The organism is Cellulomonas sp. Leaf395 (assembly GCF_001424125.1).
Classification (GTDB): domain Bacteria; phylum Actinomycetota; class Actinomycetes; order Actinomycetales; family Cellulomonadaceae; genus Cellulomonas.
Map to the genome: position 1 here is coordinate 490,891 of NZ_LMQI01000005.1, position 26,552 is coordinate 517,442.

Here is a 26,552-nt window from a genome sequence, read left to right on the forward strand (position 1 = left end):
CCGCCCTCACCCCGGAGCCCCGCGCGTCCGGAGGTGAGCATGACCAGCAACGAGACGGTGGTGCGCGCACCCTCCGAGCTCGAGGGCATGCGCCGGGCGCTGGACATCGCCCGGCGTGGCCCGGCGAACGGCCCCAACCCGCGCGTCGGCTGCGTCCTGCTGGGCCCGGACGGTGAGGTCCTCGGCGAGGGGTGGCACCGTGGCGCGGGCACACCGCACGCCGAGGTCGCGGCACTGACCGATGCCGCGGACCGCGGAGCCTCCACGGGCGGCGGCACCGCCGTCGTCACCCTCGAGCCGTGCAACCACACCGGCCGCACCGGACCATGCTCCGAGGCGCTCCTGGCCGCCGGGGTCGCCCGCGTCGTCGTGTCGGTGTCCGATCCGAACCCCGTCGCCGCCGGCGGTGCCGCACGGCTGCGCGCCGCCGGGGTCGAGGTGGAGAGCGGCCTGCTGGCCGACGAAGGACGGGCACTGCTCGGCGCCTGGCTGCCGTCGGTCGAGCGCGGGCGCCCGTTCGTCACGCTGAAGCTCGCCACGTCGCTGGACGGCCGCATCGCGGCGGCCGACGGTTCCAGCCGGTGGATCACTTCCGAGGTCTCACGGCATCACGCCCACGACCTGCGGGCCGAGGTCGACGCGATCGTGGTCGGCACCGGCACCGCGCTGGTCGACGATCCCTCGCTCACCGCGCGCAACGCGGCCGGTGAGCTGCACGGGCAGCAGCCGCTGCGCGTCGTGGTCGGGCACCGCGACCTCCCGTCGGGCGCCCGCCTACACGGCCCTGGCGGTGAGCTGATCCACGTGCGGACGCACGATCCCGCGCAGGTGCTGGCCCAGCTCACGGAGCGCGAGGTCAGGCACGTCCTCGTCGAGGGCGGCCCGACGCTGGCCGCCGCGTTCCTCGCCGCCGGGCTGGTCGACGAGGTGCACGCCTACGTCGCCCCTGTCCTGCTCGGTTCCGGCCGTCCCGCGATGGCGGACCTGGGCGTCACCACCATCGGTGACGCCGTCCGCCTCATCACCCGATCTGTCATCCCCCTCGGCCCCGACGTTCTTGTCGTCGCGACCGTCAGCCAGCACAACGACCCGCACAGCACCACGGAGGAGCACTGATGTTCACCGGAATCGTCGAGGAGATCGGCACCGTCGAAGCAGTCGAGCACGGACCTGAGGACGCCCGACTTCGCGTCCGCGGCCCGCTCGTCGCGTCTGACGCTCGTCTGGGCGACTCGATCTGCGTCTCCGGCGTCTGCCTGACGGTCACGGAGCTCCCCGGCGACGGCACGTTCTTCGCGGACGTCATGCCGGAGACGCTGCGGCGCAGCGCGCTGGAGGACGTCGGCGTGTCCAGCCCGGTCAACCTCGAGCGCGCGCTCCCCGTCGGTGGCCGGTACGGCGGGCACGTCGTGCAGGGCCACGTCGACGGTGTGGGCACGATCCTGAGCCGGTCGCCCGGACCGCGCTGGGACGACGTCGAGATCGGTCTCGCGCCCGAGCTCGCGCGGTACGTGGCCGAGAAGGGGTCCATCGCGGTCTCCGGCATCTCGCTCACGGTCACCCACGTCACCGACGAGTCGTTCGGTGTCTCGCTCATCCCGACCACGCTCGAGGCGACGACCCTCGGCACCCTCGCACCCGGCGCGCGGGTCAACCTGGAGGTCGACGTGCTGGCCAAGTACACCGAGCGGTTGCTCTCGACGGCGGGGGTGCTGCGATGACGGCCCCCGCAGGTGTGCGGCTCGGCACCGTCGAGGACGCGCTGGAGGCCCTGCGCGCCGGGCGTCCGGTGCTCGTCGCGGACTCGCCCGACCGCGAGAACGAGGCCGACGTCATCCTCGCCGCGCAGTCCGCGACCCCCGAGTGGATCGCGTGGACCATCCGGCACTCGTCCGGCTACCTCTGCGCGCCGATGCCGGCGTCGCGGGCAGACGCGCTCGATCTGCCGCTGATGGTGCCGCACAGCCAGGACCCGCGGCGCACGGCGTACACCGTGACGGTCGACGCCGCGACGGGCGTGACGACGGGGATCTCGGCCTCCGACCGTGCTCGCACGCTGCGGGTGCTCGCGGACCCGGCGTCCGGCCGCGAGGACCTCATACGCCCCGGGCACGTCCTTCCGCTGCGTGCGGTGCCCGGCGGTGTCCTGCATCGGGCCGGACACACCGAGGCGGCCGTCGACCTGTGCCGGCTCGCCGGTCTCGAGCCCGTCGGCGCGATCGCCGAGCTGGTGAACGACGACGGCTCGATGACGCGCCTGGACGTGGCGTCGGCCCTCGCCGACGCCGAAGGCCTGGTCCTGCTGACGATCGAGGACATCGTCGCGTGGCGCACCCAGCACAGAGACGACGTCACCGCCGAGGTGGCGGTCGCGGCGCCGCCCAAGGAACGGGTGCACGCGACGCACACGGCGTACCTGCCCACCAAGCACGGCGACTTCCGCATCCACGGCTACCGCGACCTGCGCACGGGCGCCGAGCACGTCGCGCTCGTGCCGACCGCGGGGCTCGCCGAGCAGCCGGTCGTGCGCGTGCACTCCGAGTGCCTCACGGGGGACGCGTTCGGCTCGGCCCGCTGCGACTGCGGCCCCCAGCTCGACGCGGCCCTGGAGCTCGCCGCCGAGCAGGGCGGGGCCGTCGTCTACCTGCGGGGGCACGAGGGGCGCGGGATCGGCCTGCTCGCCAAGGTGGCGGCGTACGCGCTGCAGGACCAGGGTCGGGACACCGTCGAGGCCAACCTCGATCTCGGGTGGCCCGCCGACCGGCGTGAGTACGGCGCGGCGGCAGCCATCCTCACCGACCTCGGGGTGCAGCGGGTGAGCCTGCTGACCAACAACCCCGCGAAGGTGGCAGGCCTGCGCGCCCACGGCATCGAGGTCGCGGAGATCCGCAGCCTCGAGGTGGGGCGCACGCCCCAGAACGAGGCCTACCTGCGCACCAAGGCGACCTCGATGGGGCACCTGCTCCACCTGCCCCCCGGCACGGAGCGCGAGCCCATCCCGGTCTCGCCCGTGCGCGCCACGCCGGCGACGCCCGGCGCGGACCACGACGACCACGCGTTCGAGAACCTGGAGGACCTGGCATGAGCGGTGCTGGAGCACCCACCCTGACCGTCGACGGCACGGGCCTGAAGGTCGTCGTCATCGCCGCGAGCTGGCACACCGTCGTCATGGACGGTCTGCTCGCCGGTGCGCAGCGCGCGCTCGCCGCGGCGCACGTCGACGATGTCACCATCGTCCGCGTCCCGGGCACGTTCGAGCTGCCGGTCGCCGCGCAGGTCGCCGCGCAGAACGGTGCCGACGCGGTCGTCGCGCTCGGTGTCGTGATCCGCGGGGGCACGCCCCACTTCGACTTCGTGTGCCAGGGTGCGACCCTGGGACTCACCGAGGTGGGCGTGCGCACCGGCGTGCCCGTCGGGTTCGGGGTGCTCACCTGCGACAACGAGGAGCAGGCGCTCGACCGCGCAGGCCTGGAGGGCTCGCACGAGGACAAGGGCGCCGAGGCGGCGGAGGCAGCGGTCGCGACGGTGGTCGCCTTGCGCGCGCTTCGTGGTACCGCGACGCGCCCTGCGCCCCTCGGCGTCTAGAGTCTCCGCGTGAAAACCTTCGACACCCTGTTCGCCGAGCTCTCGGAGAAGGCCGTGACCCGCCCCGCGGGCTCCGGCACGGTCGCGGAGCTCGACACCGGCGTGCACGGGATCGGCAAGAAGGTCGTCGAGGAGGCCGCGGAGGTCTGGATGGCCGCCGAGCACGAGTCCGACGAGCGGACCGCCGAGGAGATCTCGCAGCTCCTGTACCACCTCCAGGTGTTGATGATCGCGCGCGGGCTCACCCTCGCCGACGTGTACACCCACCTCTGAGAGGAACGACCGTGCTGAGGATCGCCGTCCCGAACAAGGGCTCCCTGTCGGAGCCCGCCGTCGAGATGCTCAAGGAGGCCGGGTACAGGCAGCGTCGGGACTCCCGCGAGCTCGTGCTGCCCGACCCGGACAACGACGTCGAGTTCTTCTTCCTGCGTCCGCGCGACATCGCCGTGTACGTCGGCGCGGGGACGGTCGACGTCGGCATCACCGGGCGCGACCTGATGCTCGACTCGGAGTCCGCCGCGGTCGAGCACCTGCCCTTGGGGTTCGCGCGCTCGACCTTCAGGTTTGCCGGCGCCGCGGGGGAGTGGTCGGACGTCAAGCAGGTCGGCGACCGGCGCGTCGCCACGTCATACCCGGTGCTCGTCCGGTCGTACCTGCGTTCGCTCGGGATCGAGCCGGCGGGTGTCGTACGCCTGGACGGCGCGGTCGAGTCCGCGATCAAGCTCGGCGTGGCGGACGTGATCGCCGACGTCGTCGAGACCGGGACCACGCTGCGGGCCGCCGGGCTGGAGATCTTCGCCGACCCGATCCTGCGCTCGGAGGCGGTGCTGGTGCGCCGTGCCGACGGACACGAGCCGGCAGGCCTCGACGTGCTGACGCGCAGGATCCAGGGGGTGCTGACCGCGCGCGAGTACGTGCTCATGGACTACGACGTGCCGCTCGACCTGGTCGACGCCGCGGTCGCGATCACCCCGGGTCTGGAGTCGCCGACCGTCTCGCCGCTGCACAACCGCGACTGGGCGGCGGTGCGGGCGATGGTCCGGCGCGACCAGACCAACCGGGTCATGGACTCCCTGTACGACATCGGTGCGCGCGCGATCCTCGTGACGTCGATCCACGCGTGCCGGCTCTGAGCGGTCCAGCGGTGGACGAGCTCACGGCACCGTTCCGGCCGCGACTCGCGCGGGTGGTGACGCTCGCCCTCGCGGTGCTCGTCCTCGTGCTGACGACGGCGATCATCCTCGGGATGTCCGTGCTCTCGACCGGGGACCGCGTCGGCTTCGCGATGGTGGGTGGTCTCATCGCGTGGTTCTGCTGGCGGCAGGCGTCCGTGACGGCGAAGGTCGACGACGACGGGCTCACCGTGCGGAACCTCGTGTTCACGCGACGGCTCGAGTGGGCCGAGATCGTGTCGGTGCGGTTCGGGTCCGGCCGGCCGTGGGTCCAGCTCGACCTGTCCGACGGCGACACCCTCGCCGTGATGGGGATCCAGCGAGCCGACGGTGCGTTCGCGGACGCCGAGGCGCGCCGGTTGGCGACGCTGGTCGCGATGCACACCGCCACGCCGCGCGACGACTGAGACCTACAGCTCGGCCGCGTGCACCCCGGCGGCAGCGGCGGCGAGGAACGCCTCCGGGTCCTGCTCGAGCCCGCGACCCATGGTGGACAGCCGCACCGGGGAGCGTCCGAGGGCGCGCAGCAGGTCCGGTCCCGTCGCCACCTCGACGAGGCGGTGACGCTGAGCCAGCGGGGCCGCCTGGTCGCGGACCCGCGCGCCGAGCTCGCCGTCGAGCAGCGGGACGACGACGTCGGCGGGCGCGAGGGCGACCCGGCCGTAGGCCGTGAGCGAGTGGTGCGACACACCGAGGTGGCGTTCGCGCTGGTCCGCCCCGGAGACGCGCAGCGAGGCGACCGGCCGACCGCCGAGCGTGCCGACGGCGTTGACGGCCTCGCCGGCCGCGACCCCCGAGAAGCCCCACCGGGTCCCCGTGCCGAGGTTCCCCGGCCCTTGAGCCACGACGACGAGGTCGGCGCCGACGACGTGCCGGGCGGCGAGCAGCCCGGTGTGCACGGTGACCGCCTCCAGGTCACCACCGAAAGACTGTCCGGTGGTGACGCACGCGTCGATCCACCCGGCGGACCGCAGCCCGGCGACCGTGCGCGAGAACCACGCGGGCAGGGCGCCGCCGTCGGTCATCACGTAGGCGACCCGCGGCATCGCACGACCCGCGCGGTCGGCGGCGAACCGTGCGCCGGCGACGATCGCGGGCAGCGCCGAGTGCAGGTCCGCGACGACGACCGGCAGGCCGGCGAGGTCGTCGGCGTCGCGCAGGAGCTCGTGGTGCGGCGACTCCTGGTCGTCGACACCGAGGACCATGGCCTGCAGCGGGGTGTAGCGCGCCTTGACCAGGTGCCCAGGGCCGGCCGGCGGGTCCGGGGGGGTGCGGTCCGACAGCGCGATCACGAGTGCGTAGCCGCCGGTACCCAGCCCGCGCGCCAGCGCGGAGACGTTGAGCAGGACCCGGTCGCCGATCTCCGGGCTCCCGACGAGCGACGGGAATGCCAGCGCGCGGACCGTGTCACCGGCCGTCGCGGTGCCGACGGGAGCCTCCAGCTCGACCGTCACCTCGGCGGCGCCGGGCCACGTGGCCCCGAGCGACACCACGACACCCGCACGCCACGTGATCACGCGCCCACGCTACCGGCCACTACGGTGGTGCTCGATGGCCGCTCAGATCGCCCCAGCCGAGCGCCTGCTCAACCTCGTCATCGCCCTGGTCAACACGGCCGGCCGCATGACGAAGGAGCAGGTGCGCACGAGCGTCGCCGGGTACCAGGAAGCCCCGTCCGACGACGCCTTCGAGCGGATGTTCGAGCGGGACAAGGACACCCTGCGTGACCTCGGTATCCCGATCCTCACGGTGACGGATGCCGGGCACGGCGACGACATCGGCTACCGGGTGGACCTGGACGCGTACGCACTCCCGCCGCTCGAGCTGACGGCCGCCGAGCTGGGCGTGCTCGCGATGGCCGCCCAGGTGTGGCAGGACCAGGCGGTCCGCGCCGACACCACCCGGGCGCTCACCAAGCTGCGGGCGGTCGGCGACGCACCGGAGTCGACCGACCTGGTGGCCGGGCTCGCGCCCCGGGTGCGGGCCGGCGGCGGTGCGTTCGGGCCGCTGGTGGACGCGGTGCAGGCCCGTCAGGCGGTCCGGTTCACGTACCGCGCAGCGACCACCGGTGAGGTCCGCGAGCGCACGGTCGAGCCGTGGAAGCTGCTCGCCCGCCGCGGCGGCTGGGTGCTGGTGGGCCGGGACCGGGACCGTGGTGCCAGCCGGTCGTTCCGGCTGAGCCGGATGGAGGGGTCGGTCCGGACGGTCGGCGAGCCGGGCTCGTTCACGGCGCCCTCCGCCGAGGAGCTCGCGGACGCCCTGCAGACCTGGGGGAGCGGGCCTGAGCGCATCGCCACCCTCGCGATCCTGCCGGAGCGCGCGAGCGCACCGCGCGCACGTGCCGTGCCGGCCCCGCCCGCCGAGCCGGACTGGTCGACCGACCCCCTGCTCGCCCCGCGCGACCTGGTGCACGTGCCGTTCCGCGCCGAGTGGGAGCTCGCGGAGGAGCTGGTCGGGTACGGCGACGCAGTCGTGGTGCTCGCGCCGGACGGCCTGCGCCAGTCGGTCCTGCACCTGCTGCGCACCGCCGCGACCCTCGACCAGGCCGTGGGCACCGATGGCTGAGCGGGCGAGCGACCGGCTCCTGCGGATGCTCGGGATGATCACGTACCTGGACCGCCACGAGGGCGTCCCGGTGGAGGCCATCGCCGAGCAGTTCGGCGTGAGCACCCGCCAGGTGATGGACGACATCGACACCCTGTGGGTCACCGGTACGCCGGGCTACTACCCGCACGACCTCATCGACTTCGACGCCGCCTCCTATGAGCAGGGCGTCGTCCGGCTCACGGAGTCGCGCGGGATGACCCGGCCGCTACGGCTCGGAGCCCGCGAGGCGGTCGCCCTCGTCGCCGCCCTGCGTGCCGTCGAGGCCGCGCTCGGCGACGCCATGGACCCGGAACGGGCCGAGGTCCTGCGCTCGGCACTCGCCAAGCTGACGGCCGCGACCGGTGACGCCGCCGCCGCCGTGGACGTGCAGCTCTCGGTCGACGCCGCCCCGGACGTCGCAGCCGCGATCGCGACGGCGCTGCGGCACGGCCGCCGGCTGCACCTGCGGTACGTCAACGCCTCCGACGTCACCACGGAGCGAGACGTCGACCCGCTCCGCCTCGTCACCGACGACGAGCGCTCCTACCTGCTCGCGTGGTGCCGGCTCGTGGACGGTGAGCGGCTGTTCCGGGTGGACCGGGTGCTGTCCGCCGAGGTCCTCGACGCCGACGCCGAGGACCATCAGGTCCGGGCGGGCGCCGAGGTGTTCTCGCCGGGCGCCGAGGGCGAGCTGGTGACGCTCCACCTGTCGAGCCGCGCACGGTGGGTCGCGGAGACCATCCCCGTGGACGCCGTGCGCAACCTCGACGACGGGTCGTTCGAGGTGGACGTGCGGGTGGTCCAGCACGCCTGGCTGCGCCACCTGGTGCTGCAGGTGGCCGACGACGTGCTCGAGATCCGGCCGGCGCGCATCGCGCAGGAGGTCGCCGCTGCCGCCCGTGCGGCGCTGCGCGCGTACGGGGAGATGATCTGACGATGCTCTGGTTCTCGGTCTGGACGGTCCTGGTTCTCGCGACGCTCGGCGGGGCGTTCCTGCTCGGCCGCAACCTGTGGCGCTCCACCGTCGCGCTCGCGCACGAGCTCTCGCGCGCGGCCGACGTCGCGGCGCAGCTGGCCGAGCGCGTGGACGAGCTCCAGGCGGCTGCCGGGACACGGGACACCGGCCCGACGTTGTTCGCCGATCGTGACGTCCTGCGTGCGCGGATCGACGAGCTGCGCGAGGCGGCGGCCGGGCGCCGGGCCCAGCGCGAGCAGCGGCACGTGGCGACGCGGCTCCGGTGGCAGGCCTTCTGGAGGTAGGCGTCTGCACTCCATCCCCAGGTGAGACGGGTACTATCACCCGGTCATCGAGATTCCGACGGAGGACCTGACGTGTTGCGAAACATCAGCGCCTGGCACGTGATCATCGTGCTTCTCGTGGTCGTCCTGCTGTTCGGCGCGAAGCGCTTGCCCGACCTGGCCAAGAGCGTCGGCCAGTCGATGAAGATCTTCAAGCACGAGGTCAAGGACCTGCGGGACGACGACGCCCCCGCCACGACGACGACCGCGACCCCTCCGGCGGCCCCGACCGGCGTGACGCCCGTCGGCGCACCGCCCGTCGTCGCCCCCACGGTCGAGCCCGAGTACGTGACCCCGGTCCGGCCCGCGACGGAGCCGTCCGAGGGCACCACCCCGCCGAAGGTCTGACTCTCCCGTGAATGCTCGCCGCGGGGATGAACCCGGCGGCCGGATGCCGCTGCGCGCCCATCTGGTCGAGCTGCGCCGCCGTGTCTTCCTCGCCGCCCTCGGTGTCGTCGTCGGTGCCGTCATCGGCTGGTTCCTCTACGACCCCGTGTTCGCCGCGCTCCAGCAGCCGATCGAGCTCGTCGCCGAGCAGAGCGACGACCTCATCACGCTGAACTTCGCCGGCATCGCCACGTCGTTCGACATGCGGGTGAAGGTCTCGTTCTTCCTCGGCGTGATCCTGTCCAGCCCGTGGTGGCTCTACCAGTTCTGGGCGTTCGTCACGCCCGGGCTGACCCGGCGCGAGCGTGCGTACGCCATCGGGTTCGTGGCGGTCGCCGTGCCGTTGTTCCTCGCCGGGGCGTACGTCGCGTGGTGGGTGCTGCCCAACGCGGTGCGGCTGCTCACCGAGTTCACGCCGTCGGGTGCGACCAACATCATCGATGCGCAGACGTACCTCGGGTTCGTCATGCGGATCATGCTCGCGTTCGGCATCGCCTTCCTGCTGCCCGTCGTGATGGTGGCTCTGAACTTCGCCGGGGTCGGGACGGCCGCCACCTGGCGCAAGAGCTGGCGGTGGGCGGTCCTGCTCTCGTTCGTGTTCGCCGCCGTGGTCACGCCGACGCCCGACGCGATCACGATGCTCGCCATCGCCATCCCGATGAGCGCGCTGTACTTCCTGGCCCTCGGCGTCTGCGTCATCCACGACCGCCGCGTCGACCGCCGGCGGGTGGCCGCGGGACTCCCGCGGCTGGACGGCACGATGGCCGACGAGCCCGACGCCGCGGCCGGTACGGCGTGATCCACCTCGGCCTCGTCATCAACCCCACCGCGGGCAGAGGCCGAGGCACGCAGGCCGGTCTCCGGGTGCACGAGCTCCTGCGCTCACGCGGTCACAAGGTCGAGGACCTCTCAGCGGCCACCCTGGCGCAGGCGACCGACCGGGCACGGGCGGCGGCGGTGCAGGGGCTCGACGCGCTGGTGGTGGTCGGTGGGGACGGGATGGTGCACCTCGGCGTGAACGTCGTCGCGGGCACCGGTCTGCCGCTGGGCATCGTGGCCGCGGGGACCGGCAACGACATCGCGCGCACCCTCCGGCTCCCGCGCGGCGACGCGGAGGCCGCGGTCGCGGCGGTCGAGCACGGGCTGCTGGACGGTCCGCGGCGCGTGGACGCCGTCCGGGTCGGGTCGCCGGAGCACGCGGCGCACGAGTGGTACCTGGGTGTGCTGTCCTGCGGTTTCGACGCCGCGATCAACGCACGAGCCAACCAGATGTCCTGGCCGAGGGGGTCCGGTCGCTACGTGCGGGCGCTGGCCGCCGAGCTCGGTCGGTTCCGGCCCTACGGCTACCGCGTGACCCTCGACGACTCGGTGTGGGAGTCGGCCGGCACGCTCGTCGCCGTCGCCAACGTCCCGTGGATCGGTGGTGGGCTCAAGATCGCGCCCGACGCGGTCATCGACGACGGGCTGCTCGACGTCGTCGTCGCCGGGCCGTTCACCAAGCCGGGGGTCGTGAAGATCTTCCCGGGCATCTACCAGGGCAAGCACGTCGGCCACCCCGCGGTGGACGTCCTCCGCAGCCGGTCGGTCCTCATCGAGCCGCTCACCGACCTCGGCCCCGTCCCGCCCGTGGCCTTCGCGGACGGCGAGCGCATCGGCCCGCTGCCCCTCCGCGTCACGGTCGACCCGGGGGCACTGTCCATACTCTGCTGAGCGCCCTCCAGGCTTGCTGTCCCTCCTCTGCTGAGCGCCCTCCGGGCTGCTGTCCATCCTGCGCTGAGCGCGCGCCGCATGATGCGCGCAGGCGCGGTGTGCCTAGGGTGTGCAGGTGGTGTCCCGCTCCCGGAGATCCGTCCCGCCGTCCTCGTCGCCGAGCGTGAGCACGCCGCCCGCTGAACCCTCCCCGGCCGAGCGGTACGCCGCGGCCAGGCGTCGGGCCGAGGTCGACCGCAGCGAGCTCGGGCAGTTCCGCGAGCTGCTGGGCTTCCCGCTGGACGAGTTCCAGGTCGACGCCTGCCAGGCACTGGAGCGTGGGAGCGGCGTGCTGGTCGCGGCGCCGACCGGCGCGGGCAAGACCGTGGTCGGGGAGTTCGCGGTGCACCTTGCGCTCGCGTCGGGCCGCAAGGCGTTCTACACGACGCCCATCAAGGCCCTGTCCAACCAGAAGTACTCGGACCTGGTCCGCCGCTACGGCGCCGATCAGGTCGGTCTGCTCACGGGCGACACCACGATCAACGGCGACGCACCGGTGGTCGTCATGACCACCGAGGTCCTGCGCAACATGCTCTACGCCGGATCCACGACGCTTCAGGGCCTCGGGTTCGTGGTCATGGACGAGGTGCACTACCTCGCCGACCGGTTCCGAGGACCGGTCTGGGAAGAGGTGATCATCCACCTCACCGACGACGTGCAGCTGGTCTCGCTGTCCGCGACCGTGTCCAACGCCGAGGAGTTCGGCGACTGGCTGGCCACCGTGCGCGGTGATACGACGGTGGTGGTCAGCGAGCACCGCCCCGTCCCGCTCGGGCAGCACGTCCTGGTACACGGGGACCTGCTGGATCTGTACGCCGGCCACGTGGACCCCACGGCTCCCGGCGTCGACCCGCCGATCAACCCGGATCTCACGCACCTGCTGCGGCGCAGCAACCGCGAGGAGCCGGGTCACCCGCGTCGCGGGCCGCGCGACCGGGGCGGCCGGCCACGACCGGGCGGCTCGCGCCCCGGCGGTGGTCGCCCGACGCCGCGCTTCGCGGTCGTCGACGCGCTCGACCGCGACGGGCTGCTGCCCGCGATCGTCTTCATCTTCTCCCGCGCCGGGTGCCAGGGAGCCGTTCAGCAGTGCCTGTCCGCCGGCGTCCGGTTGACCACTCCTGCGGAGGTCGCCGAGATCCGCCGCATCGTGGAGGAGCGGTGCGCGGCTGTGCCGCCCGAGGACCTCGACGTGCTCGGGTACTGGGAGTTCAGCGACGCCCTCCAGCGCGGGGTCGCCGCGCACCACGCCGGGATGCTGCCGCTGTTCAAGGAGACCGTCGAGGACCTCTTCTCCCGCGGTCTGGTCAAGGTCGTGTTCGCCACGGAGACGCTCGCGCTCGGCATCAACATGCCCGCGCGGTCCGTGGTCATGGAGAAGCTGGTCAAGTGGGACGGGTCGAACCACGTCGACGTCACTCCGGGCGAGTACACGCAGCTGACCGGACGGGCAGGGCGGCGGGGGATCGACACGGAGGGCCACGCGGTCGTCGTCGCGCACCCCGGCCTGGACCCGGTGCAGCTGGCGGGACTCGCGTCGAAGCGGCTGTACCCCCTGCGATCGAGCTTCCGCCCGACCTACAACATGGCCGTCAACCTGGTCGCCCAGGTGGGCCGGGACCGTGCGCGAGAGGTGCTGGAGACCTCCTTCGCGCAGTTCCAGGCCGACCGGGGGGTGGTCGGCCTGGCGCGGCAGGCACAGGGGCACGCAAAGGCCCTGGAGGGGTACGCCAGCGCCATGGCGTGCCACCAGGGCGACTTCGCCGAGTACGCCGCGCTGCGGCGACAGATCACCGCACGCGAGAAGGACCTCACCCGCGCCGAGGCGTCCGCACGCCGAGCCGAGGTGGCGCGCACGCTCGAGGGCCTGCGGGTCGGTGACGTCCTGGAGATCCCGGTCGGACGCCGGTCCGGCCACGCCGTCGTCATCGACCCGGGCGGCGCCGCCGGGTTCGACGGGCCGAAGCCGACGGTGCTGACCGTCGACCGCCAGGTGCGCAAGCTGACCGTGGCGGACGTCGGCACCGGCGTGAGCACGGTGGGGTTCCTGCGCGTGCCGAAGGGCTTCACCGCGCGGGTGCCGGCCGCACGTCGCGACCTCGCGGCGGCCCTGCGGTCCACGGTCGGGACGAGCACCGGACCCACCCGCAAGGACCGGCCGAAGGGCGGTCGTCGTGCCGCCGAGGACGACGCCGAGATCGCCGCCCTGCGTCGGCGGCTGCGTGCGCACCCGTGCCACAGCTGCCCGGAGCGCGAGGAGCACGCTCGCTGGGCGGAGCGCTGGGCGCGGCTGGCAGGCGAGCACGACGCCCTCGTTGCGCGCATCGCCGGGCGGACGGGGTCGATCGCCGCCGTCTTCGACCGCATCTGCGACATCCTGCTCCGGCTCGGCTACCTGGCCACGACGACCGACGACGCCGGCCGCGCCGCGCTGGAGGTCACCGACGACGGGCGGTGGCTGCGCCGCCTCTACGCGGAGAACGACCTGCTCCTCGCGGAGTGCCTGCGCCGTGGCGTCTTCGACGAGCTCGACGCCCCTGGCCTGGCCGCGGCCGTCTCGACGCTCGTGTACCGCTCGCGGCGCGACGACCAGGGCGAGCCGCGCATCCCCGGCGGGCCGAACAGCCGGCTCGGCGTCGCGCTCGACGCCTGCGTCCGCGCCTGGTCGGAGCTGGACGACCTCGAGACCGCGCACAAGGTGGAGACCATCCAGCCGCTCGACGCGGGTCTCGTCGAGGCCGTGCACCGGTGGGCCGCCGGACGCAGCCTCGACGCGGTCCTCAAGGGCAGCGAGCTCTCCGTAGGCGACTTCGTGCGGTGGTGCAAGCAGGTCATCGACGTGCTCGACCAGGTCTCGCAGGCGGCACCGCACCAGCGGCTGCGGGCCACCGCCCGGCAGGCAGTGGACGCCCTGCGGCACGGGGTCGTCGCGTACTCCTCGGTCTAGGCCCCACGCCCTTCACCCGGTCGCGCGTCCGGTTCGGCAGGCTTTGCCGGGCTGGCCTGCCCTATCGTGTGCCCCTGTGAGCTCGACCCTGTACCGGCACGGCGTGGTGCACTCCGCCGCCGACCCCTTCGCCGAAGCGCTGCTGGTGGACGACGGCACGGTCGTCTGGCTCGGCGCCGACGACACCGCCGACGGCATGGTGTCGCGCGCGGACGAGGTGGTCGACCTCGACGGGGCGCTGGTCGCACCCGGGTTCGTCGACGCGCACGTCCACGTCCTCGAGACCGGGCTCGCCCTGGAGTCGATCGACCTGTCGCCCGACGGCGGCGTGCACTCGCTCGCGGACGCCCTCGACGCGGTGCACCGGGCGGCGCGCGAGCGGACCACCGACAACCCGGTGCTCGGGTTCGGCTGGGACGAGCTGCGCTGGCCCGAGGGCCGGCCGCCCACCCGCGAGGAGCTCGACGCCGCGGCCGGCGGCGCACCGGTCTACCTCGCGCGCGTCGACGTGCACTCCGCGGTGGTGTCGAGCACGCTGTCCGCCGCCGCAGGCCTCGACAGGCTGCCGGGCTGGAGCTACGACGGGCGTGTCGAGCGAGAGGCTCACCACGCCGCGCGCGACGCCGCCCGCGCGGTGAGCCCCGAGCGCCGGACCTCCCTGTACCGGCGCGCCCTCGAGCACGCGGCTGCGCGCGGCGTCGTCTCCGTGCACGAGCATTCCGCACCGTCCATCGACACCCGCGCCGGGCTGGTCGAGCTCCTGGAGCTGACCGCCGACGCCGCCGGCGGGCTCCCGCACCTCGTGGCCTATCGCGGGGAGCCGTGCGTCACCGTCGACGACGCACGCGAGATCCTCGCCGCGATCCCGGGCCTGACAGGCATCGGAGGCGATCTCAACATCGACGGCTCGCTGGGCTCGCACACCGCCGCCGTCCGCTCGCCGTACACGGACGCGCCGGACAGCTCGGGCGTGCTCTACCTGAGCGCCGAGCAGGTCTGCAACCACCTCACCGCCGTGACGCGGGCGGGCGTGCAGGGCGGCTTCCACGTCATCGGCGACCGGGCGATGGACGAGCTGTTGCTCGGGCTGCGCGCCGCCGTGGACGTCGAGGGTCCCGACGCCATCGCCCGGATGGGGCACCGGCTCGAGCACGCCGAGATGGTCGACGCACCGACCCTCGCCGCGCTCGTCCTGCTCGGTGTGCGGCTAAGCATGCAGCCGGCGTTCGACGCCGCGTGGGGCGGTCCCGACGGCATGTACGCGACACGGCTCGGTGCCGGCCGTGCTGCCGCGCTCAACCCGCTCGCCGACCTCGCCGCTGCCGGGGTGCCCCTCGCCTTCGGATCGGACTCGCCGGTGACCCCCGTGGACCCGTGGGCAGGCGTCCTGGCTGCCGTGCAGCATCACGCCGTCGACCAGCGGATCTCCGCCAGGGCGGCCTTTCGCGCCTCGACCAGGGGCGGCTGGCGGATCGCAGGTCTCGACCACACGGGCGCCGGCGAGCTCAGGGTCGGCGCACCGGCGCACCTCGCCGTCTGGCGCGCTGAGCACCTCACGGTGCAGGCCGCCGAAGGCCGGTTCTCGTCCTGGAGCACCGACGCGCGGGCGGGCATCCCGCTCCTGCCCGACCTCGCGCCCGACGCGCCGGACCCGGTCTGCCTGCGGACGGTACGCGGCGGCGTGGTGCTGCACGACGCCCTCTAGGACGGCGAGGCGTGCGGCGGGTGAAAATCTCGATGGCCCGCCTCCCGACCGGGTCCGCGCGCTTCCGCCCGATCCGCCGACACGCGCGACGACACGCCGGGCCGACCCGGTCGGACGGGTCCGATGGTGCGCGGGTGACCTGCGAGTACGGCTCCCACCTGCACCGACGCCGCCTTGACACGCCTGTGGATCTCGGTAGGTTCCTCTGGAGATCCACCGTTGCGGACATGCGCGTGACGACGTCGTCGGGGGCCTGTGAGGGCGACGGTGGGGGAGGGCTCCGACCGGGCCCGCGTGTTCAGTAGACAACGGTCCGTGCGCCTGCACGCGACCGGTACGAAGGACACGCGGGCCGGTCGGTCGGACCCGTCGACACCCGCGCTGCAACCGTGTCGCGGGCCGGTCGCCAGTGCCTCAGTCGCCTGACGTACCCTCCAGTGGTGCCCGCCCGTGAACCTGCCCGCTGGTGGACTCTCGTCCTCGCCGTCGCGGGCGGCCTGCTGACCCGCCTCGCGTTCCCTGAGCCCGGCTGGTGGGGTGCGGCCTTCCTCGGCGTCGCGTTCCTGTACCTGGCACTGCGGCGCGACGGCGCTCCCTGGAACGCCCTGGTCGGGCTCCTGTGGGGGCTCGCGTTCTTCCTGCCGCTGATCACGTGGGCCGACGAGGCCGTCGGTCTGGTGCCGTGGTTGGCGCTCAGCACGCTGGAAGCGGCGTACTTCGCACTCTTAGGCGCCGCGTGGACGTGGGCACGGCGCGGCAACGCGGTCTGGCGCAACATCGGCCTGCAGGTGGTCGTCTTCACCATCCTCTTCGTCGCGACCGAGGAGCTGGCCGCCGCCTGGCCGTTCGGGGGCTTCCCCTGGGGGCGCCTGGCGTTCTCCCAGGCCGACTCGCCGCTGGCCGCACTCGCCTCCCTGGCGGGTACGCCGCTGCTCTCCGGGGCTGTGGTGGCGGTCGGTGTGCTGCTGGCGCGGATCATGCTGGCCGCCCGCGGGCTGGAGATCGGTCGGGTGGTCGTCGCGACGGCCGTCGTCGGAACCGTGCTCCTGGTCGGCACGCTGATCCCGCTCGACACCCAGGCGCAGACCGGGGGCCTGCGCATCGGCGCCGTCCAGGGCAACGTGCCCGGCACCGGGCTCGACGCGTTCGGGCAACGGCAGGCCGTGCTCGACAACCACGTCGCCGGCACCTACGCGCTGCTCGACCAGGTGGAGCCCGGCGAGCTCGACCTCGTCCTGTGGCCGGAGAACGGGACCGACATCGACCCGCAGGTCGACGAGACAGCCGCGGACCTCATCGACGGAGCCGCACAGGCGGTCGACGCCCCGCTGCTCGTCGGCACGGTGCAGTACCCGCCGAGCGGCGGCCGGTACAACACCGCGGTCCTGTGGGAGCCGGGCGTGGGCGTCACCGCGACGTACACCAAGCAGCATCCGGCACCGTTCGCGGAGTACATCCCGATCCGCTCGTTCGTCCGGCAGTTCTCGTCAGCCGTGGACCTGGTGACGCGGGACATGCTCCCCGGCACCGAGCCGGGCTACATCCCGCTCGACTCCGAGCGGCTCGGACGGACCGTCGGTATCGGCGACGTGATCTGCTTCGAGGTCGCCTATGACGGCATCGTGCGCGAGGCGGTCCGGTCCGGTGGGGAGGTGCTGGTCGTCCAGACGAACAACGCGTCCTTCGGCGTCTCCGACGAGTCCACGCAGCAGCTGGCGATGTCCCGCATCCGCGCGATCGAGCACGGGCGGGCGACCGTGCAGATCTCCACGGTCGGCGTGAGCGCCGTCATCGAGCCCAACGGGGTGGTCAGCCAGCAGACCGGCCTCTTCACCGCAGAGCAGATGGTGGCTACCCTTCCTCTGCGCGACACGCTGACGCCCGCAACGAGGCTGGGCTCGTGGCCCGCATGGATCATCGACGCCCTCGCGGTGTGCGTGGTGCTCGCCGGTGCAGCCGGGGCGTACCGGGTGCGCCGCGCCGACCGGATCGAGACAGCCGTATGACCGAGGCCCTGTCGCGTGTGCTCGTCGTCGTCCCGACGTACAACGAGCGCGAGAACCTGCCCGGCGCACTGGACCGCCTGCGCACCCACGTCCCTGACGCCGACGTCCTCGTGGTCGACGACGGCTCACCCGACGGGACCGGCGAGCTCGCCGAGAAGATCTCCGAGTCCGAGGTGAGCGAGACCGACACCGCCGACGGCTCCCGTCGTGTCCACGTCCTGCACCGTGCCGGCAAGCTCGGTCTGGGTACGGCGTACGTGGCGGGGTTCGACTGGGCGCTGGAGCGCGGCTACGACGTCGTCGTCGAGATGGACGCCGACGGCTCGCACCGAGCGGAGGACCTCCCGAGGCTGCTGGCCGCGCTCGCCGACGCCGACCTGGTGCTCGGCTCGCGGTGGGTGCCCGGTGGGAAGGTGCTCAACTGGCCGGTCAGTCGCCTTGTGCTCTCCCGCGGCGCGAACACCTACACGCGGATCATGCTCGGCATCCCGCTGCGCGACGCGACGGGCGGCTTCCGCGCCTACCGCGCGGGCCTGCTCGGTCAGCTGGGTCTGGACGGCGTCGCGTCGCAGGGCTACTGCTTCCAGGTGGACATGGCCTGGCGCGCGGTCCGCTCCGGCGCGCGTGTGGTCGAGGTTCCGATCACGTTCGTCGAGCGGGAGCTCGGCCAGAGCAAGATGAGCCGCGCCATCGTCGTCGAGGCGCTGTTCAACGTCACCCGGTGGGGGATAGCAGAACGCTCCCGCCGTGTGGCGGGAGCGTTCCGTCGATCTGAGGGCTGAGGACCTGTGAGTGCTGCGCTGAGCGCCGACAGGCGCTGCGCCGTGTGGGTCAGGCGCTGCGGCGCAGCTTGCCCGACCTGAGCAGGTCCAGACGCTCGTCGAGGAGCTCCTGGAGCTCACCGACCGTGCGGCGCTCGAGCAGCATGTCCCAGTGGGTGCGCGGCGGCTTGCCCGCCTTCACCTCGGGCTTGGACGCGTCGCGGAGCAGCGCCTCCTCGCCACAACGGCACTCCCAGACCACCGGCACGTCGGCCTCGACCGAGAACGGCAGGATGATGGTGTGCCCGTTGGGACAGTCGTAGTGAGCCTGGAGACGGGGGGCGAACTCGACGCCATCTTCCGTCTCCATGCTGTGGGACCCGATGCGCATGCCGCGCAGGGACCGGTTTGCCATCTTGGGGAACCTCCGTGCCGTTGTACGGCCGTCGAGAGTGAGAACTTCCACCGATGTCAACGGCGGTCGCCCCTCCAGTGTTCCAGGACGACGTGAAGGTCTCGTGAATGCACCTGGTGTGCGGGGGAGAGGCTTAGGGTTGCCCGGGTGAGCACGTCGACCCCGCCCGTCCCACCACCCTCTCGCACTGACGCCGAGATGTCTTTTCGACAGCTCGGTGACAGCGGCCTCGTCGTCTCGGTGGCAGGCCTCGGGTGCAACACGTTCGGTGCCACGCTGCCGCCGCAGGACGTCCCTGCGCTGGTCGCGGCGGCGCTCGACGCGGGCATCACGTTCTTCGACACCGCGGACGTGTACGGCGGCGCCCCGGGCCAGAGCGAGGAGCTGTTGGGTGCAGCCTTGGCGACGCACCGTGACGACGTGGTGATCGCGACCAAGTTCGGCATGGACACCCGCGGGCTGAACGGGCCCGACTGGGGTGTGCGAGGGTCTCGTCGCTACGTGCGGCGGGCCGTCGAGAGCTCCCTGCGCCGGCTGCGCACCGATCACGTCGACCTCTTCCAGATGCACGCACCGGACCCGGTGACGCCCATCGAGGAGACGCTCGCGGCCCTGCACGAGCTCGTGCTCGAGGGCAAGGTCCGGTACATCGGCACCTCGAACTTCGCGGCCTGGCAGGTCGTCGACGCGGACTGGAGCGCTCGCACCGCCGGGGCCACGCCGTTCGTGTCCGCGCAGAACCGGTACAACCTGCTGGACCGCAGAGCCGAGGCGGAGCTGGTCCCGGCCGCCGAGCAGGTCGGTGTCGGGCTGATCCCGTACGTTCCGCTCGCGTCCGGCCTGCTGACCGGCAAGTACCGGCGTGGCCAGGCCGCACCCGACGGGACGCGGCTCACCCGGATGCCCGACCGGCTGGCGCGCGCCGACTTCGACCGGATCGAGGCGCTGGAGTCGCTGGCCGGCGCCTGGGATGTCGACCTGCCGACCCTCGCCCTCGGCGGCCTCGCGGCGCAGCCTGCCGTGGCGACCGTCATCGCGGGTGCTCGCACTCCCGACCAGCTGCGCGCGAACGTCGCCTCGATTGCCTGGGAACCCACCCTGGAGCAGCTCGCCGCGATCGACGACGCCGCGCCCGGCCCGTCGGCCTGACGCCCGGGTCCTCACCACTGGAGAACGCGCGCCCGGCTCTCGCCGATCGCGACGATCGCCCACAGGTGAACCCCGGCGTCGTCGGCGGCGTCGCGCAGCGCGGGGACCCACTGCGCCTCGAACGCCCCGAGATCCCCGCCCGCCGCACGCACGAGTCCGACGACCACCGACCCGCCGGGCGCGTCGGACCGCAGGACGGAGTCGAGAACCCCGACGAGCCGACGGGCGACCGCACGGTCCGCGCGAACCGGCACGTCGGCGATCGGCAGCACGACCGGGATGGTCCGGTCCGCGTCGTCGAGCAGGACGAACCAGAGGGCCGGCGCCCCGGCGCGCTCGGGTCCGACGAGGTCGAGCAGGACCGCGAGGGCGTCGGTGCCGGATCGCAATGCCGCACCCCGTGGTTCGTGCAGGTCGTGCTCGGCTCCGTCCGCCCCGACGCTTGTCGGGACAGCACCCCAGACGTCGTCGCCGTCGTCGTCCCAGTCCTCGTCGAACCACCCGTGCTCCGTCATGCCGCCAGCCTCGGGCGGACCGGGTGACGATGGTGGCGGAGCCCGATGGTCTGTGCGCCATCACCGTGCCCGACGGCGCTGTGGGCGGCTCAGGCGAGGTGCGTGGAGAGCGCCTCGACGACGAGCGCGTGGTCGTCGGCCTGCGGGAGACCCGAGACGGTCACCACGCCGACGATGCCGACGTCTCGGACACGTACCGGGAACGCACCTCCGTGCGCGGCGAACTGCTGCAGCGGCAGGTCGTGCTGCGCCGCGAACGTGGTCCCCTTGGCCGTGGCGCGCAGGCCGACGAGGTAGGACGACGCTCCGAACCGCTCCACCACCCGGACCTTGCGCTCGACCCAGCTGTCGTTGTCGGGTGTCGTCCCCGGGCGCGCCGCGTGGAAGAGCTGCTGGGTGCCGCGGCGGATGTCGACCGTCACCGGCAGGTCGCGCTCCTGGGCCAGCTCGACGAGCAGGCACCCGAGGCGCCAGGCGTCGTCGTTGGTGAACGTGGCGAAGAGGAGGTCGTGCTCCTGCTGCTCGACCTGCGCGATGACGCCGTCGATGTCGTCGGTGCTCATGTCGTCATCGTGGCACGGGCTCATCGGCGGGCATCGGCGCGACGCCGAAGTTGCCGTCGAACACGTGGCCGGGGTCGTACAGGGACTTGAGCCGGCCGATGCGCGCCAGCGTCTCGGGCGGGAACGCCTCGGCGAGCCGGGCGGGGGACTGGTTCGTCTCGAAGCTGAGGTAGACGCCGTGCAGGTGAGGCGCGAGCCGCTCCCACCACGCGTCGATCTGCGCGCGACGGCTGCTCCGGGCGGAGGCGAGCAGGGAGAAGTTCTGCGTCCGGTGGGCGTAGGCGGTCGCCGCCGGGTCGACGTCGTTGACGGCGCCCCCGACCGCTCTGAGCTGCAGCATGTCGGTGTCACCGGCGGCCAGGAGCTCGGCGAGCAGCGCGGCGAGCTCCGGCGTCACGTGCTCGACCAGGCCACCGCGACTGGCGGGCGCCGAACCGCCCGTGTGCTCGCCGTGATGAGCAGCCACCGTCGCGGCGTACGGCACCAGCTGTGCCTGCTGCTGGAGGACGGGCGCCAGGTCGAGGAACAGCTCCAGCGCGACGACGGCCGCCTCCGTGTCGTCGTTCGCCCAGACGACGATCGCGTACCCGACCGCCGGATCCTGGCCGCGGGCCGGCACCAGGCTGAGGAAGCTGGTGAGCTCGCGCGGGGAGGACTCCACGAGCTCCGCCCAGGCCTGGACGAACCGCGCGGCGTCGGTCGCGTCGAAGATGATCGTGGCGTAGACGACGTTGCCGACCTCGGCCGCCTCGATCTCGACGGCCGTGAGGATGCCGAAGTTCGCGCCCGCACCACGCACGGCCCACAGCAGGTCCGGCTCGTGCTCCGCGTCGGTCCGCACGAGCCTCCCGTCCGCGAGGACCAGCTCGGCGGCGACCACGTGGTCGAGCGTGAGCCCGTACGACCGGCCCAGGAAGCCCTGCCCGCCAGCGGTCACCAACCCGCCGACGCCGACGTCCCCGTAGTCGCCGGAGCTGATGGCCAGTCCGTGCGGAGACAGGGCGGCCGCCACGTCGCCCCAGCGGGCGCCCGCACCGAGGCGGACGAGGCGTCGCTCACGGTCGAGCACCTCGACGGTGTCGAGCGCGCCGACGTCGATGACGATGCCGCCGTCGTTCGTGGACCGGCCACTGATCCCGTGACCACCGCTGCGCACCGCGAACGGAACGTCCTGTGCCCTGGTGAACGCGAGCGCATCGCTCACTGCCTGGGCGTCCTGAGGTCGCAGGACCAGACCGGGGGAGCCCGCGTACAGGTAGGACGACCGCACGCGGGCATAATCACGGTCGCCGGGCTCCACGGCGGTCGCGACGAGCGACGCAGGCAGCCCGTCGTAGTCGATACCGGTCCGACGCCTGGCCAGGGACGCCACGGGTCGGACCGTGCCCGTCACGGTCCCGGCCGATGCGCGAGCGGCCGCGACGGCGTCCCGCAGGGCGGGGGCGACCTCCTCGCCGAACCGCGCGATCGTCCCGGCGTCGTCGCTGCCGAGGATGAACGTCGAGATGCCGTCCTCGAGCGCGAGGGGAAGCAGGTCGTCCACCCACCTCTCGGGCGGCCCCTGCAGGAAGCCGGCGCCCGAGAAGGAACCGCCACCGAGGTTGAGCAGTCGTCGGATCTCTCGTGGGTCCCGACCGGCAGCCTGCGCCGACTCGTCGATCCGGGCGTTCCCCGCGGCCAGGTCGCCGTCCTTCAGGTAGCCCAGGCTCGGCAGCCAGCCGTCTGCCTTGCGCCCGACGAGGCCGAGCATCCGCGGCTTGTACGCGCCGAGCCAGATCGGGATCTCGTGCGCGGGCGCCGGACCGCGCTTGGCGCCGTCCACACGGTGGTACGCGCCGTGGACCCGCAACGGGGTGCGCTCGTTCGTGTCCCAGATGCCCCGGATGATCTCGATGGCCTCCTCGAGCGCGTCCACACCCTGACCCGGCGTGAGGCGCGGGGCACCCATCGCGACGATGGCGTCCCAGAACGCGCCGGAGCCCAGTCCGAGCGCGAACCGACCGCCCGACAGCAGGTCCAGGCTCACGGCGGCACGCGCGAGGACCGCGGGTGGGCGCAGCGGGACGTTGAGCACGTTGCCCGAGACGTGGATGCGGTCCGTCGACGCGGCGACCCAGGAGAGCAGGGTCCAGGTGTCGAGGAACGCCGGCTGGTACGGGTGGTCCTGGAACGTCACGAGGTCCAGCCCGGCACGCTCGGTCGCCTGCGCCAGGGCGACGACCTGCTGCGGATTCTTGGCGGTCGGCGTCAGGAACGTTCCGAGCGTCAGATCGTGGCCATAGTCGGGCATCGAGCCTCTCCTTGTGATTGAGACTTCAACTATAGCCTCGGCCGATCGTCGCTGTCGGCACGGCGTGGCACGATCGGCAGGTGAGCAGCACGTCCGCCTCGGCGCAGCACCTGAGTGACCTCGTGCGGCTCCGACGCGTGCGGGACCGGATCGACCGCGAGTACGCCCAGCCGCTCGACGTCGAGGCCCTCGCGCGTGGCGCGCACATGTCGGCCGGCCACCTCAGCCGGGAGTTCCGCCGCGCCTTCGGCGAGTCGCCGTACTCCTACCTGATGACCCGCCGCATCGAACGGGCGATGTCGCTGCTCCGCCGCGGCGACCTCAGCGTCACGGAGGTCTGCTTCGCCGTCGGCTGCTCCTCGCTCGGGACGTTCAGCACCCGCTTCACCGAGCTGGTCGGCGTCCCGCCGAGCGTCTACCGACGCGAGCACGGGGGAGTGACAGAAGGGATGCCGTCGTGCGTCGCCAAGCAGGTGACCAGACCGGTCAGGAATCGAGAAGCGCGCCCCACGGCACGCACCTAGCGTGACGGTCATGGACATCACCATCCACTACGCCTTCCTCCCGCACGACGACGCCGACGCTGCCCTGGCGTTCTATCGCGACGCTCTCGGTTTCGAGGTCCGCAACGACGTCGGCTACAACGGGCTGCGCTGGATCACGGTCGGCCCGGCCGACCCGGCATCGCCGGCGATCGTCCTGCACCCGCCGGCCGCCGAGCCAGGCCTCACGGACGACGAGCGCCGCACGATCGTCGAGATGATGGCGAAGGGCAGCTACGCCGCCATCACGCTGGCCACCCACGACCTCGAGGGCGTCTTCGAGCGGCTCGAGGCCAGCGGCGCGGAGGTCGTCCAGGAGCCGACCGACCAGCCCTACGGTGTCCGCGACTGCGCGTTCCGGGACCCGGCGGGGAACCTCCTGCGTATCAACCAGCTCACCTGACGGATCACACCGGCGCCCGCGTGGCGCTGGTTAGATCGACACAGACACTCCTGACGGAGGCCGACGACAGCGCCTCCGCCTCACAGATGGAGCCCTGATGAGCACGGACACCCACCCCGCAGACAGCCACGACCTGATCCGCGTGCACGGTGCGCGGGAGAACAACCTCAAGGACATCAGCGTCGAGATCCCGAAGCGGCGTCTGACGGTGTTCACGGGCGTCTCCGGCTCGGGCAAGAGCTCTCTGGTGTTCGACACCATCGCCGCGGACTCGCAACGGTTGATCAACGAGACGTACAGCGCCTTCGTCCAGGGCTTCATGCCGACGCTCGCGCGGCCGGACGTGGACGTCCTCGACGGTCTGACGACGGCGATCATCGTCGACCAGGAGCGCATGGGCGCCAACCCACGGTCCACCGTCGGCACCGCCACCGACGCCAACGCCATGCTGCGGATCCTGTTCAGCCGGCTCGGAACACCGCACATCGGCCCGCCGCAGGCCTTCTCGTTCAACGTCGCCTCCATCAGCGGCGCCGGCGCGGTCACCCTCGAGCGCGGCGGCCGCGAGACGAAGGAGCGGCGCAGCTTCAGCATCCTCGGCGGCATGTGCCCCCGGTGCGAGGGCCGTGGCTCGGTCAACGACATCGACCTGACACAGCTCTACGACGCCAGCCTGTCGCTCAACGAGGGAGCGCTGACGATCCCCGGGTACAGCATGGACGGCTGGTACGGCCGGATCTTTCGCGGGTGCGGCTTCTTCGACCCGGACAAGCCGATCGCGAAGTACACGAAGCGGGAGCTCGATGCCCTGCTCTACAAAGAGCCCACCAAGATCCAGGTCGAGGGCATCAACCTGACCTACGAGGGCCTGATCCCACGTCTCCAGAAGTCGTACCTGGCCAAGGACGTCGAGGCGCTCCAGCCGCACATCCGCGCGTTCGTCGAGCGAGCGGTCACCTTCTCGACGTGTCCCGAGTGCGACGGCACCCGGCTGAGCAAGGAAGCCCGCTCGTCGAGGATCGCGGGCAAGAGCATCGCCGACGTCTGCGCGATGCAGATCAGCGACGTCGCCGACTGGGTCCGCGGCCTGGACGAACCGTCCGTGGCACCGCTGCTCACCGGGCTGCAGCTCCTGCTGGACTCCTTCACCGACATCGGGCTGGGCTACCTGTCGCTCGACCGGTCGTCGGGGACGTTGTCCGGGGGAGAGGCGCAGCGCACCAAGATGATCCGCCACCTCGGGTCGTCCCTGACCGACGTCACCTACGTCTTCGACGAGCCGTCGATCGGCCTGCACCCGCACGACATCCAGCGGATGAACCAGCTGCTGCTCCAGCTGCGGGACAAGGGCAACACGGTGCTCGTCGTGGAGCACAAGCCGGAGATGATCACGATCGCGGACCGCGTGATCGACCTCGGCCCTGGCGCCGGGACGGCCGGCGGCTCGGTCTGCTTCGAGGGCACGGTCGAGGACCTGCGCACCAGCGGCACCCTGACCGGGAAGCACCTCGACGACCGCGCCGCGGTCAAGGACGAGGTCCGCTCACCCTGCGGCGCGCTCCAGATCCGCGGCGCGACGGCCAACAACCTGCGCGAGGTCGACGTCGACATCCCGCTCGGCGTCCTGGCGGTCATCACCGGGGTCGCGGGATCCGGCAAGAGCTCGCTCGTGCACGGCTCGATCCCGGCCGGCGACGGGGTCGTGGTCATCGACCAGGGCGCCATCCGCGGCTCGCGCCGGAGCAACCCAGCGACGTACACAGGCCTGCTCGAGCCGGTCCGCAAGGCGTTCGCCAAGGCCAACGGGGTGAAGCCGGCACTGTTCAGCGCGAACTCCGAGGGGGCATGCCCCGCCTGCAACGGCGCGGGCGTCATCTACACGGACCTCGCGATGATGAGCGGTGTCGCCACCGTGTGCGAGGTCTGTGAGGGGAAGCGCTTTCTGGCCTCAGTCCTCGAGTACCGCCTTGGCGGTCGCGACATCAGTGAGGTGCTCGCCATGTCGGTGACCGAGGCCGAGGAGTTCTTCGGCGCGGGGGAGGCCCGCACACCGGCGGCCCACGGCGTCCTGACGCGGCTCGTGGACGTCGGGCTCGGCTACATCAGCCTCGGCCAGCCGCTGCCGACCCTGTCCGGGGGCGAGCGCCAGCGGCTCAAGCTGGCGACGCACATGGGGGAGAAGGGCACCGTCTACGTGCTCGACGAGCCGACGACCGGCCTGCACCTCGCGGACGTCGAGAACCTGCTCGGCCTGCTCGACCGCCTGGTCGACTCCGGAAAGTCGGTCATCGTGATCGAGCACCACCAGGCGGTCATGGCGCACGCCGACTGGATCATCGACCTGGGTCCGGGCGCCGGCCACGACGGCGGCCTGGTCGTCTTCGAGGGCTCGCCGGCCGACCTGGTCGCCGCTCGGTCGACCCTCACCGGGGAGCACCTCGCCGCGTACGTAGGCACCTGAACCGAGCTGTCCACGAGAAG

The 26,552-nt window shown here is 72.6% G+C and carries 26 protein-coding genes; 21 read left to right on the forward strand and 5 right to left on the reverse strand.

What is annotated here, in order from left to right; genetic code table 11:
- Positions 1-39: 39 nt before the first annotated feature.
- From ribD to ASG23_RS16885, 7 genes are read left to right on the forward strand one after another with little or no spacing between them, the layout of a single operon-like run.
- Positions 40-1,116, forward strand: coding sequence for a bifunctional diaminohydroxyphosphoribosylaminopyrimidine deaminase/5-amino-6-(5-phosphoribosylamino)uracil reductase RibD (gene ribD / locus ASG23_RS16855; protein ID WP_056027465.1), 1,077 nt, complete (start codon positions 40-42; stop codon positions 1,114-1,116).
- Positions 1,116-1,721 carry a riboflavin synthase gene (locus tag ASG23_RS16860; protein WP_056027467.1) on the forward strand — a complete coding sequence of 202 codons (606 nt, stop codon included), beginning with the start codon at positions 1,116-1,118 and terminating at the stop codon, positions 1,719-1,721. The genes ribD and ASG23_RS16860 overlap by 1 nt, the downstream gene beginning before the upstream one ends.
- A complete protein-coding gene (locus tag ASG23_RS16865; protein WP_056027469.1) occupies positions 1,718-3,085 on the forward strand; it encodes a bifunctional 3,4-dihydroxy-2-butanone-4-phosphate synthase/GTP cyclohydrolase II in 1,368 nt (455 codons plus the stop codon). Before ASG23_RS16860 ends, ASG23_RS16865 begins: the two co-directional genes overlap by 4 nt.
- A complete protein-coding gene (gene ribH / locus ASG23_RS16870) occupies positions 3,082-3,585 on the forward strand; it encodes a 6,7-dimethyl-8-ribityllumazine synthase (RefSeq protein ID WP_056027471.1) in 504 nt (167 codons plus the stop codon). The genes ASG23_RS16865 and ribH overlap by 4 nt, the downstream gene beginning before the upstream one ends.
- A 9-nt stretch (positions 3,586-3,594) precedes the next feature.
- Positions 3,595-3,858, forward strand: coding sequence for a phosphoribosyl-ATP diphosphatase (locus ASG23_RS16875; RefSeq protein ID WP_056027473.1), 264 nt, complete (start codon positions 3,595-3,597; stop codon positions 3,856-3,858).
- An 11-nt stretch (positions 3,859-3,869) separates the two neighbouring features.
- Complete coding sequence (hisG, locus tag ASG23_RS16880; RefSeq protein ID WP_056027475.1) at positions 3,870-4,718, forward strand: ATP phosphoribosyltransferase; 849 nt, start codon at positions 3,870-3,872, stop codon at positions 4,716-4,718.
- Between the two features lie 11 nt (positions 4,719-4,729).
- Entirely contained in the window at positions 4,730-5,164 is a 435-nt protein-coding gene (locus tag ASG23_RS16885; protein WP_056027477.1) for a PH domain-containing protein, read from the forward strand.
- 3 nt (positions 5,165-5,167) lie between these two features.
- On the opposite strand, the gene ASG23_RS16890 is transcribed toward ASG23_RS16885, so the two are convergent.
- Positions 5,168-6,274: a DUF3866 family protein gene (locus tag ASG23_RS16890; protein WP_056027479.1), complete on the reverse strand. Its 1,107-nt coding sequence runs from the start codon at positions 6,272-6,274 to the stop codon at positions 5,168-5,170.
- Positions 6,275-6,308: 34 nt separating this feature from the next.
- Here ASG23_RS16890 and ASG23_RS16895 point away from each other — a divergent pair, with 34 nt between their 5' ends.
- From ASG23_RS16895 to ASG23_RS16940, 10 genes are all read left to right on the forward strand, one after another.
- Positions 6,309-7,322 (forward strand): helix-turn-helix transcriptional regulator, encoded by a 1,014-nt coding sequence (locus ASG23_RS16895; protein ID WP_056027481.1) that lies wholly within the window; start codon positions 6,309-6,311, stop codon positions 7,320-7,322.
- A complete protein-coding gene (locus ASG23_RS16900) occupies positions 7,315-8,277 on the forward strand; it encodes a helix-turn-helix transcriptional regulator (RefSeq protein WP_056027483.1) in 963 nt (320 codons plus the stop codon). The genes ASG23_RS16895 and ASG23_RS16900 overlap by 8 nt, the downstream gene beginning before the upstream one ends.
- Before the next feature lie 2 nt (positions 8,278-8,279).
- Positions 8,280-8,603: a hypothetical protein gene (locus ASG23_RS16905; RefSeq protein WP_056027485.1), complete on the forward strand. Its 324-nt coding sequence runs from the start codon at positions 8,280-8,282 to the stop codon at positions 8,601-8,603.
- 72 nt (positions 8,604-8,675) lie between these two features.
- Positions 8,676-8,990 carry a Sec-independent protein translocase subunit TatA gene (gene tatA / locus ASG23_RS16910; RefSeq protein ID WP_082516289.1) on the forward strand — a complete coding sequence of 105 codons (315 nt, stop codon included), beginning with the start codon at positions 8,676-8,678 and terminating at the stop codon, positions 8,988-8,990.
- A gap of 43 nt (positions 8,991-9,033) precedes the next feature.
- Positions 9,034-9,828, forward strand: a complete 795-nt coding sequence (tatC, locus tag ASG23_RS16915; protein WP_056027487.1) for a twin-arginine translocase subunit TatC — start codon at positions 9,034-9,036, stop codon at positions 9,826-9,828.
- Complete coding sequence (locus ASG23_RS16920; RefSeq protein ID WP_056027489.1) at positions 9,825-10,739, forward strand: diacylglycerol/lipid kinase family protein; 915 nt, start codon at positions 9,825-9,827, stop codon at positions 10,737-10,739. Before tatC ends, ASG23_RS16920 begins: the two co-directional genes overlap by 4 nt.
- 163 nt (positions 10,740-10,902) lie before the next feature.
- Positions 10,903-13,722, forward strand: coding sequence for a DEAD/DEAH box helicase (locus ASG23_RS16925; protein ID WP_235521197.1), 2,820 nt, complete (start codon positions 10,903-10,905; stop codon positions 13,720-13,722).
- A 76-nt stretch (positions 13,723-13,798) separates the two neighbouring features.
- Complete coding sequence (locus tag ASG23_RS16930) at positions 13,799-15,427, forward strand: amidohydrolase (protein WP_056027491.1); 1,629 nt, start codon at positions 13,799-13,801, stop codon at positions 15,425-15,427.
- Between the two features lie 440 nt (positions 15,428-15,867).
- Positions 15,868-17,433, forward strand: a complete 1,566-nt coding sequence (gene lnt / locus ASG23_RS16935; RefSeq protein WP_056028516.1) for an apolipoprotein N-acyltransferase — start codon at positions 15,868-15,870, stop codon at positions 17,431-17,433.
- Positions 17,430-18,215: a polyprenol monophosphomannose synthase gene (locus tag ASG23_RS16940; protein WP_056027493.1), complete on the forward strand. Its 786-nt coding sequence runs from the start codon at positions 17,430-17,432 to the stop codon at positions 18,213-18,215. Before lnt ends, ASG23_RS16940 begins: the two co-directional genes overlap by 4 nt.
- A 49-nt stretch (positions 18,216-18,264) precedes the next feature.
- Here the strand turns inward: ASG23_RS16940 and ASG23_RS16945 are convergent, their stop codons facing one another.
- On the reverse strand, positions 18,265-18,609 hold the full coding sequence (locus tag ASG23_RS16945; protein ID WP_055914529.1) for an RNA polymerase-binding protein RbpA: 345 nt from the start codon (positions 18,607-18,609) through the stop codon (positions 18,265-18,267).
- A gap of 198 nt (positions 18,610-18,807) precedes the next feature.
- Between ASG23_RS16945 and ASG23_RS16950 the strand changes: the two genes are divergently transcribed.
- Positions 18,808-19,758, forward strand: a complete 951-nt coding sequence (locus ASG23_RS16950) for an aldo/keto reductase (protein ID WP_056027495.1) — start codon at positions 18,808-18,810, stop codon at positions 19,756-19,758.
- Between the two features lie 11 nt (positions 19,759-19,769).
- On the opposite strand, the gene ASG23_RS16955 is transcribed toward ASG23_RS16950, so the two are convergent.
- The 3 genes from ASG23_RS16955 to ASG23_RS16965 all read right to left on the reverse strand — a co-directional run bounded on the left by ASG23_RS16955 (position 19,770) and on the right by ASG23_RS16965 (position 23,126).
- A complete protein-coding gene (locus tag ASG23_RS16955) occupies positions 19,770-20,273 on the reverse strand; it encodes a hypothetical protein (protein ID WP_056027497.1) in 504 nt (167 codons plus the stop codon).
- Between the two features lie 89 nt (positions 20,274-20,362).
- Positions 20,363-20,836 (reverse strand): heme-degrading domain-containing protein, encoded by a 474-nt coding sequence (locus tag ASG23_RS16960; RefSeq protein WP_056027500.1) that lies wholly within the window; start codon positions 20,834-20,836, stop codon positions 20,363-20,365.
- A gap of 4 nt (positions 20,837-20,840) precedes the next feature.
- Positions 20,841-23,126 (reverse strand): LLM class flavin-dependent oxidoreductase, encoded by a 2,286-nt coding sequence (locus ASG23_RS16965; protein ID WP_056027502.1) that lies wholly within the window; start codon positions 23,124-23,126, stop codon positions 20,841-20,843.
- Between the two features lie 80 nt (positions 23,127-23,206).
- On the opposite strand from ASG23_RS16965, the gene ASG23_RS16970 reads away from it, so the two are divergent.
- From ASG23_RS16970 to ASG23_RS16980, 3 genes are all read left to right on the forward strand, one after another.
- Positions 23,207-23,650 carry a helix-turn-helix transcriptional regulator gene (locus ASG23_RS16970; protein ID WP_056027504.1) on the forward strand — a complete coding sequence of 148 codons (444 nt, stop codon included), beginning with the start codon at positions 23,207-23,209 and terminating at the stop codon, positions 23,648-23,650.
- Between the two features lie 10 nt (positions 23,651-23,660).
- Positions 23,661-24,071 (forward strand): VOC family protein, encoded by a 411-nt coding sequence (locus tag ASG23_RS16975; protein WP_056028520.1) that lies wholly within the window; start codon positions 23,661-23,663, stop codon positions 24,069-24,071.
- Between the two features lie 97 nt (positions 24,072-24,168).
- A complete protein-coding gene (locus ASG23_RS16980) occupies positions 24,169-26,532 on the forward strand; it encodes an ATP-binding cassette domain-containing protein (RefSeq protein ID WP_056027506.1) in 2,364 nt (787 codons plus the stop codon).
- Positions 26,533-26,552: the final 20 nt, after the last annotated feature.